This is a genomic window from Pacificoceanicola onchidii (genome assembly GCF_004804335.1).
Taxonomy (GTDB): Bacteria; Pseudomonadota; Alphaproteobacteria; order Rhodobacterales; family Rhodobacteraceae; genus Pacificoceanicola; species Pacificoceanicola onchidii.
Genome location: NZ_SRXY01000009.1, coordinates 211,506 through 218,200 on the forward strand (window position 1 = coordinate 211,506; position 6,695 = coordinate 218,200).

Here is a 6,695-nt window from a genome sequence, read left to right on the forward strand (position 1 = left end):
CAACAGATAGGAGACGGATATGGCGACCTACATAGCGAACAACGCGTCGCGGGACACCGTGACGGTCACACTGTCAAAAGCGGAGGCTGAAGCGCTTCTGACCTCAGCCAGCCTCGGAGAAGATGCTTTCGAAGCAACTGCAAACGGCATGACACGGGCTGCGTATAGTCGCGCGAGCGACGCTCTATACGCCGCGACAAACACCAGCGCTCGCCGCGCCGGCTTCTTTGACTAGTTCACTTAGCGCCGGAGCTTCCGATGCCATGCGGACACCCCGAATGCGCAGGCTTTTGCCCGATCTGCACAGCCGAAACGGATGATCTCGGGCCACCCTCAAACTCAACGCTCAGAAAGGACATACCCATGAGCAAGAACGAAGCGGCGATCGAAGCCGAAATCAAAGCGAAGGGCCTGACAGCCAAGCGCATCACGCCCGCCGATCTGGACGCGGAAATCGTGGCAGAGGATTACCACGTATTCCCCGGTTCCTGCCTGACGGTGTGCTGCCTGACGCTCAAGAACGGCTTCACCGTTACCGGTGAAAGCGCCTGCGCGAGTCCCGAGAACTTCGACGCCGAAATCGGCCAGAAGATTGCGCGCGGAAACGCCCGCGAAAAGCTGTGGCCGCTTCTTGGTTTCCGTCTCCGTGACCAGTTGGCCGCTTGACGAAACGAGGCCGGGCCCTGCCCGGCCTGACAACCCCAGGAGCTCCAATGCACCTTTCAGAACTGATCAACGAACTCGAAGACTTACTCGATCAAAACGGCGACATGGTTGTTCAACTGGATAGCGGCCAGCCGGTGCAGGAAGTTGATTTTTCGTACCCGATGGACCCGGGGATGAAAGCACCTGCTCTTCCCGCCGAAGCGATCGTCATCAAGTAGTCGAACAACCTCAGGAGGCCGATATGGCAAGCAATCTGAACCCAAGCGCAGACCTTTCCGATCTTGATTATGACGACTGGCACGATTGCGAGGATTGCGGTGGATCAGGTCAGGACGACAGTATGTGCGAGTGCGAGCGAATAGAGGACATTTGCTTCTGTGCGGTTCCGACGCCCGTCCGGTGTGACACATGTCGGGGCAAGGGTGGATGGCACATTGACCGCGCCGCCGAAGATCAGGCGTTACACGAAGCTGACAATGACAGAGCCTGAAAATCACAGGCAGTAAAGGTGATTTTTATGGGTATTTACCCATAGAAAGACTTGTTATTATGGGTAAATACCCATATTCTAGTTTCATCGACAGAGGGCAATGCGCCCACAATGAGAAAGGAGATTGTCGATGAAAACTGAACTGATCATCCCCAACCTTGATAACGATGGCTCTGACAACGCCGCACTGATCGAACGCAACATCTCAGCGATGTGTGCAGCTTTCGGCGGGGCAACTGTTTATCAGGCCAATGGCTACTGGATCAACGAATCCGGCACCCTCTTCCGCGATCCGGTTTCCGTGATCGTCAGCGCCGCCACCGAAAAGGACGGCGCTTTGTCTGTCCTTCGGGAAGCCGCCCGGGAGATTCTCAACGCCACCGATCAAGAGGCCGTTTTCATCGCGGTTGGCGATCAGGCCGAAATCATCGAATGAACAACACCGGGGCGGGCAACCGCCCCGGACCACCGAAAGGATAAGGTTATGCCCGTCGCAATTGTCATGCCGGTGTCAGAAGTCACGCCGGCCATCCTTGCTCAAGAGAGTGACGCGCTTCTGCTCGCGGCGCTGTCAGGACTAAAGGACGCTCCGAACTTGGCCACCGTCCTTGAAGCCCAGCAATGGCTCGCCACCCTGCCCCAGCCCTCTGGTTGGTACGACTCTCCGGAAGCCGCCCTCGCAGAAGCCAAGCGGTTGCGCCAGTCGGAGAGGTTGACCGGTGAGTTCGTTTCGAAAGCCCGGGCCTCTCTAAACATGTCGCGCGCGGACTTCGCAGAAGCCATCGGCTATCGGGGCAACAGCAACACCAGGCACAAGACCATGTTTGAGGTCGAGAACGGCGTTAAATCCCTAAGCCCGGAGGCCTCCTTGGCTCTGCGGGGTTTGCTGGCCGAACATGGCCTAGAAAGCCAGTGACTACGATTCCTCAAAGTCGGTTCTGGATCCGCTTAGAGCGTTGACGCCTGGATCGTAGTATCGGCGCATCTCAGACGCCCCGGTCAGGCCGCAGTGTCGGCACTTGCATCGAGGCAGGATCCGCTCGCGCGTAAGCCCCTCCGCAGCTTCGGGGAATGGAATGTCATTGGGCCTTTTGCAGTGACCGCAGACGAAATGCAGGACGTTCATGCGCTCTTAACCTACCGATGCAATCTATAGGTTCATGCGTAGAACATATAAAGAACATGAAATGGAAGTGGTTATGCTCGCCCCCTTCGGCGGGAAGCCCGTTGCGTTCATTTGGCCAAAAGACTGGCTCGAAGAAGACCGTCGCCGAAATGCTCATTATACGACAGTCGAACCGGACAACGGTGAGGAAAGCGATTTTTTCGCCGATGGTTGAAGTAGACTGTCCAACGCAGTGTGCAAGTAGCGGGCTTGGAAGTGTGCAGCGTAACGGCAGGCATGAAGGCTGGCCCGGAAAGGCCAGCCTGTGAGTTACGATGTCGCCTTAATTTAGGCGGCTTCTATTGCTTCTTTGAGAGCGACATTATTCAATAGAGTGTTGAACCATGCAGCTTCCTTGCAAGCACATACGAAGAGACGATCCTCGCTGCGGAGAGTGGAGAGAAGCCGGTCACGCAGTTGTGCCGCCGAGCCGTGAAACTCGACCCACCATACTGTTTCGAGAACCCTGCCAGCTCTTGCCGAAATCTTGCGGATCAGATCGTCCATCTGTTTGTGAGACGGAACGGGACCATTGAGGTCGTACGAAATGAGATAGCTTGCCATGTTCAAACCCTCACAATTCGACGTCTGCAATGAAGGGGTGGTTTCCCTTTTGGACGGGTTTTCCAGTGACCTTGATGACCTTGCTGCCCCTGGCCGCCTTCCGCATGGTTTCTTCCAAACGACGCTCTGTCAATTCCACGATGAAGGCTTTGACGGATGCCATAACGTTGTCGAAGCTGTCAGCACGCCCACAGGAAGGGCAGGAGAAAACATCTTGGGGATCAGGATTAGCAGGGCCTTTCAGCGCTACGCGACACGCGCCGCAAAGGACGCTCTTAGTATTATCAACCATTAAGGTTGCTCCGATGTTGAGCCAGTTGATGGTTGACCATTTCGGTGAATCAGTAGATAACGAATCTACAGATTTCGAAATCTTCCGCCACCAACCGGCGGGTTTCTCTTAAGGCGGTGAGGTCGCACCCTCACCGCCTTTTCTTTTAAGTGATTCGGCACGATCTGTCCATGCACCCACCAGATGTGGGGATGTGTAAATACAGTCCGGACGAAATCTTGTGTCAGTTACAAGACGGGTACTGCCCCTGAAAAATGCGGAAGAGCGCCCCGCCACTTCTGACGGGGTGTTGTCTTTTCAAGAGTCTTTCCGTTCAACTCCGCCCGCCTCGATGCGCTGGCGGCGGTATGCTCCGCACAGCGGGATTTCGCAAAAACCCCCGCAGCACAGCCACGGGCGACGGTTTCGTCAATCCGATCCTGATCCTGCAGGGTGAGCCCCTGAGCGCCCGGAAGCGCATCACCGATGGCTTGGCTCAGGCCGGGCACATTTCCCGGTGTCGAACTGAAACACCCCGCCAGCGTCAACACACTCGCGACGGCCAAGATCAGCCTGGATCGCTTGTCCAACAGCTTTTGCATTCTCCGCCTCCACTTCTGCTTCGTGATCCGCGCGGCCGGACTGATGCAGCCAGATCCCCGCGCCAATGAGGGCGATCAACAGACCGCCCAATGCTGCAAGTCTGATCATGTGGTCGCACCGATCAGGCAAAGGTCCCGCTCTTCGGCGCGACGGCGCACAAGGCCGCGCAGGACGCGCCCTCCCGCTTTGTTCCACCAGGTCAACGCCTCACACCCGCCCGCAATGTCACCGGCATTCAGACGGCGCGTGGCGGTGCTCTTCCCTGCCCCGGCCACGCCCACGTTATAGGCCAGTGACCCATAGGCGGCGTCTCGCGTCGGTGGCAGGCGCGCGGAGATGGTCTCAGGCGAGAAATAGCCGTGCAGGCCGTTCCGGTAACTGACCAGCTCACGTTCCAGCATCGCGCGGCATTCGGCTTCGGAATAGCTGTCCCCGAGCTTGACGCCCTTGGTTTCGCCGTAGCAAACGGTCGGGATGCCCACGGGATCGAGATAAGCCTCAAGTCGCAGCCCTTCCCATTTGGCGACCAGCGGGAAAGCATGATCGAGGAAGGCTTGCGCGGCATCGGGGCTGGCCTCTGCCTCGATCGGTTGAGCCCCTGATCGCTCCACCGGTCCCGGCTCCTGAGACATCCAGATCCCGCCGCCAAGCACGGCAATCAACGCGATCAGCCCAACCCACGGCGGGCTGTGGAAAGTGCTGCGATCCTTGGGATGCTCGATCCCCTGACGCAAGACGCGCCCGAAGATGCCGTATGCGAAACAGGCCATCGACAGCCAAAACCAGATGCGCGGGTTGGTATCGACGCCTTTGGCCCAATAGATCACATCGCCCAACCAAAGGACGACAATTCCGAGATAGATTGCCCACATCGAATGGGACCGCGCCGCGATGGCGCGGGCGTTGGGTACAAGTTTCATTTCTTCCTCCATAAAAAAGCCCGCTCGGAGGCGGGCAGAAAACGGTCAGTTTTGGTTCAGGTCACTTCGGCCAGAGGTTTAACCCCTTGAGCGCGGCGACGGCCGCTCCGGCGAGGACGATCAGACCGGCAATCGCTTTGAGAGTTGCGCCCAGTCGGCGTTGCGTCCGATAGGCGAGAAGGATTTCACGAATAGTCGCTCCCTCTTGGATTAGGTTTCGAAGCTCATCGCGTTCATCCTTGTCCTGGAATATCTCCGCCAAGGATCGGAGCGCCGCGAGCTCTGTTTCTGTGAACGAACGGTCCAACGTGTTTTCGCTCATTACCAGTCCTCTTTCTTTGAAGCCTGCTCAAGTCGCAGGGTCGATTTGTTGCCCGATAAGAATGCCGCCTTCGAGAAAGACGCGCAGGTTTGCCGTGTCCCACACCTGATAGGACGCCACCTTTCCAACCTCGAAAGCCGCCATTTGCGCGGCGCTTACGTCGAAGAGCCAAAGGCCGTCGCCGCTGTGCACCCCGGTGACCTCGACGTCGGCAGCGCCGCCTTTGGAGCGGCGAATGCGCATCGCGAAGTCACCGGCTGTAACCGCAGCCCCTGCCCCGTCTTGGGCCAGCATTTCAAAGGGCAACGCTTCGCCCTTGGTGTAATCCTCGATGTCATAGCGTTCCGACATTTGCCGTCGCCCTCCATGTTCTGGCGCGCCCGGTGGCCGCATGTTTCAAAGCAGTGCCGGTGGCCATGTGTGTAGCCGCCTTCCCAACCGGCCCATCGAACCCGGAAGGGTCAGGTTCCGGCTCGGGTTCTTCCTGAGGCGTGAGCAGAAAGGTGGACGTGAACCAGGTCTTCGGGTTTGCTATCCCGGTGGCAAAGTCTGCTGGCGCATACGCCCCGGTGTCGCGCGTGATCTGCCCTGTACAGGCGACCAGATCATAAGTGGTGTTCTGCCCGATCACGGTTTGCCCATCGAGCTCCGGATGGTTCAGGTCCAAGCTGCCGGACTGGTGAGCCATAGCCGCACCGATCACCACCAAAGAGCCGTCTCGCGTCACGTCCACCGCCGATACTGCAATCGGGTTATTGCCCCCGGCCTGTTCCACCGAGAGGGAAACCTCTTCGACGCCGCGAAAGGCGCGGATGTTGAAGCCGGTGCTGTGGGTGCTGTAGATCGTGCCGCTGAAGACCAGCTCCGTCGGCGGGCTGGCGCCGACGGTCAGCACGCCAACCGCCCCCACCGCGTCAACGAGCCCATCCGTCCGAATGCGCCGGACCGCGTCATCCACATCCGAGACAATGTCGAAGTTGCGTTGGGTGTTTGCCCCGCCGAACCACTGGATCAGCAGAACGTCACCAGCCTGCAGAGCCAAGGCGGAGATGTCGGCGGTCTTGCCGGTCCCCGCAAGTGCCACTTCACCCAGATAGGTTATGGGCATCAGGGGTAGCTGCCCAGGTCAAGCGCCGTCGCATCCCCAAAGCCACGCCCGCCTTCACCAAAGAAGGCCGTGTAAGCTGCCTGATCCGCCGCCAGCAGTTCCGCATAGGTCATGCCGGACGCGGCAACGTCGATCAGATGGTATTGGTAGAGAATGAAGCTCTGACCATCATCGGAGCGCAGGCTGTTATAAGGCGGGATGTTCCCCCAGAACGCCTGATAGATCGCGTTCAGGCTGGCATTGCTGTTGGGCGATCCGCTCCACCCGCTGGAATTCAGGGGCTTCTGGCGCGGCCCTGTCGTGTTGCTCAGCGAGCCGAGCAACAGGCGGTTGGTGGCAAAGGCCGCCGTGTTGCCCATGCCGGTGAAGTAGAGGTTTGTCGTAGCCGTCGCCACGCGGGTCACGTCAGCCCAGACGAACATGGCAACCTCGCGCCCCGGATTGTTGGCGAGATAATCACGGATTGCGTCCGCCCCGTAGATCCCGGCGCGGTGTCCGCCCTGCGACGTGCGGCTGACGACGCCATGCAGCGCCCCGTTTGTGGTCCGCTCGAAGGCCCCTTCTGCTCCGGTGAAGGTGTTTTCGA

General features: G+C 58.8%; 13 protein-coding genes. 5 read left to right on the forward strand and 8 right to left on the reverse strand.

Annotated features, from left to right (window positions below):
- The first annotated feature begins 19 nt into the window (after positions 1–19).
- From E4662_RS21390 to E4662_RS21405, 5 genes are all read left to right on the forward strand, one after another.
- The gene (locus E4662_RS21390) at positions 20–235 is read left to right on the forward strand and encodes a hypothetical protein (RefSeq protein WP_136443667.1); all 216 of its coding nucleotides are present in this window, start codon (positions 20–22) and stop codon (positions 233–235) included.
- 128 nt (positions 236–363) lie between these two features.
- Positions 364–666 carry a Gp49 family protein gene (locus E4662_RS21395; protein ID WP_136443668.1) on the forward strand — a complete coding sequence of 101 codons (303 nt, stop codon included), beginning with the start codon at positions 364–366 and terminating at the stop codon, positions 664–666.
- Positions 667–713: 47 nt separating this feature from the next.
- Complete coding sequence (locus tag E4662_RS24150; protein WP_168798041.1) at positions 714–884, forward strand: hypothetical protein; 171 nt, start codon at positions 714–716, stop codon at positions 882–884.
- Positions 885–1,286: 402 nt separating this feature from the next.
- Positions 1,287–1,592 (forward strand): DUF3574 domain-containing protein, encoded by a 306-nt coding sequence (locus tag E4662_RS21400; RefSeq protein ID WP_136443669.1) that lies wholly within the window; start codon positions 1,287–1,289, stop codon positions 1,590–1,592.
- 48 nt (positions 1,593–1,640) lie between these two features.
- The gene (locus E4662_RS21405; RefSeq protein WP_136443670.1) at positions 1,641–2,072 is read left to right on the forward strand and encodes a hypothetical protein; all 432 of its coding nucleotides are present in this window, start codon (positions 1,641–1,643) and stop codon (positions 2,070–2,072) included.
- 537 nt (positions 2,073–2,609) lie between these two features.
- Here E4662_RS21405 and E4662_RS21415 read toward each other — a convergent pair.
- From E4662_RS21415 to E4662_RS24160, 8 genes are all read right to left on the reverse strand, one after another.
- Complete coding sequence (locus E4662_RS21415; protein WP_168798042.1) at positions 2,610–2,885, reverse strand: hypothetical protein; 276 nt, start codon at positions 2,883–2,885, stop codon at positions 2,610–2,612.
- Between the two features lie 10 nt (positions 2,886–2,895).
- Positions 2,896–3,177, reverse strand: coding sequence for a hypothetical protein (locus tag E4662_RS21420; protein WP_136443673.1), 282 nt, complete (start codon positions 3,175–3,177; stop codon positions 2,896–2,898).
- A gap of 459 nt (positions 3,178–3,636) precedes the next feature.
- Complete coding sequence (locus E4662_RS24155) at positions 3,637–3,867, reverse strand: hypothetical protein (RefSeq protein WP_168798043.1); 231 nt, start codon at positions 3,865–3,867, stop codon at positions 3,637–3,639.
- Entirely contained in the window at positions 3,864–4,679 is an 816-nt protein-coding gene (locus tag E4662_RS24230) for a lysozyme (protein WP_206080328.1), read from the reverse strand. The genes E4662_RS24155 and E4662_RS24230 overlap by 4 nt, the downstream gene beginning before the upstream one ends.
- Positions 4,680–4,740: 61 nt before the next feature.
- Positions 4,741–5,001: a hypothetical protein gene (locus E4662_RS21435; protein WP_136443674.1), complete on the reverse strand. Its 261-nt coding sequence runs from the start codon at positions 4,999–5,001 to the stop codon at positions 4,741–4,743.
- Positions 5,002–5,028: 27 nt separating this feature from the next.
- The gene (locus E4662_RS21440; protein WP_136443675.1) at positions 5,029–5,352 is read right to left on the reverse strand and encodes a hypothetical protein; all 324 of its coding nucleotides are present in this window, start codon (positions 5,350–5,352) and stop codon (positions 5,029–5,031) included.
- Positions 5,336–6,109: a hypothetical protein gene (locus E4662_RS21445; RefSeq protein WP_136443676.1), complete on the reverse strand. Its 774-nt coding sequence runs from the start codon at positions 6,107–6,109 to the stop codon at positions 5,336–5,338. Before E4662_RS21445 ends, E4662_RS21440 begins: the two co-directional genes overlap by 17 nt.
- The coding region (locus E4662_RS24160; protein WP_168798044.1) for a hypothetical protein at positions 6,109–6,695 on the reverse strand (587 nt) is incomplete at its 5' end. The genes E4662_RS24160 and E4662_RS21445, both read right to left, overlap by 1 nt.

Coding starts and splice junctions, on each gene's coding strand:
- E4662_RS24155 (WP_168798043.1), bottom strand. CDS start 3,867: ATGATCAGACTTGCAGCATTGGGCGGTCTGTTGATCGCCCTCATTGGC.
- E4662_RS21395 (WP_136443668.1), top strand. CDS start 364: ATGAGCAAGAACGAAGCGGCGATCGAAGCCGAAATCAAAGCGAAGGGC.
- E4662_RS21415 (WP_168798042.1), bottom strand. CDS start 2,885: ATGGCAAGCTATCTCATTTCGTACGACCTCAATGGTCCCGTTCCGTCT.
- E4662_RS24230 (WP_206080328.1), bottom strand. CDS start 4,679: ATGAAACTTGTACCCAACGCCCGCGCCATCGCGGCGCGGTCCCATTCG.
- E4662_RS21435 (WP_136443674.1), bottom strand. CDS start 5,001: ATGAGCGAAAACACGTTGGACCGTTCGTTCACAGAAACAGAGCTCGCG.
- E4662_RS21420 (WP_136443673.1), bottom strand. CDS start 3,177: ATGGTTGATAATACTAAGAGCGTCCTTTGCGGCGCGTGTCGCGTAGCG.
- E4662_RS21405 (WP_136443670.1), top strand. CDS start 1,641: ATGCCCGTCGCAATTGTCATGCCGGTGTCAGAAGTCACGCCGGCCATC.
- E4662_RS21400 (WP_136443669.1), top strand. CDS start 1,287: ATGAAAACTGAACTGATCATCCCCAACCTTGATAACGATGGCTCTGAC.
- E4662_RS21440 (WP_136443675.1), bottom strand. CDS start 5,352: ATGTCGGAACGCTATGACATCGAGGATTACACCAAGGGCGAAGCGTTG.
- E4662_RS21445 (WP_136443676.1), bottom strand. CDS start 6,109: ATGCCCATAACCTATCTGGGTGAAGTGGCACTTGCGGGGACCGGCAAG.
- E4662_RS21390 (WP_136443667.1), top strand. CDS start 20: ATGGCGACCTACATAGCGAACAACGCGTCGCGGGACACCGTGACGGTC.
- E4662_RS24150 (WP_168798041.1), top strand. CDS start 714: ATGCACCTTTCAGAACTGATCAACGAACTCGAAGACTTACTCGATCAA.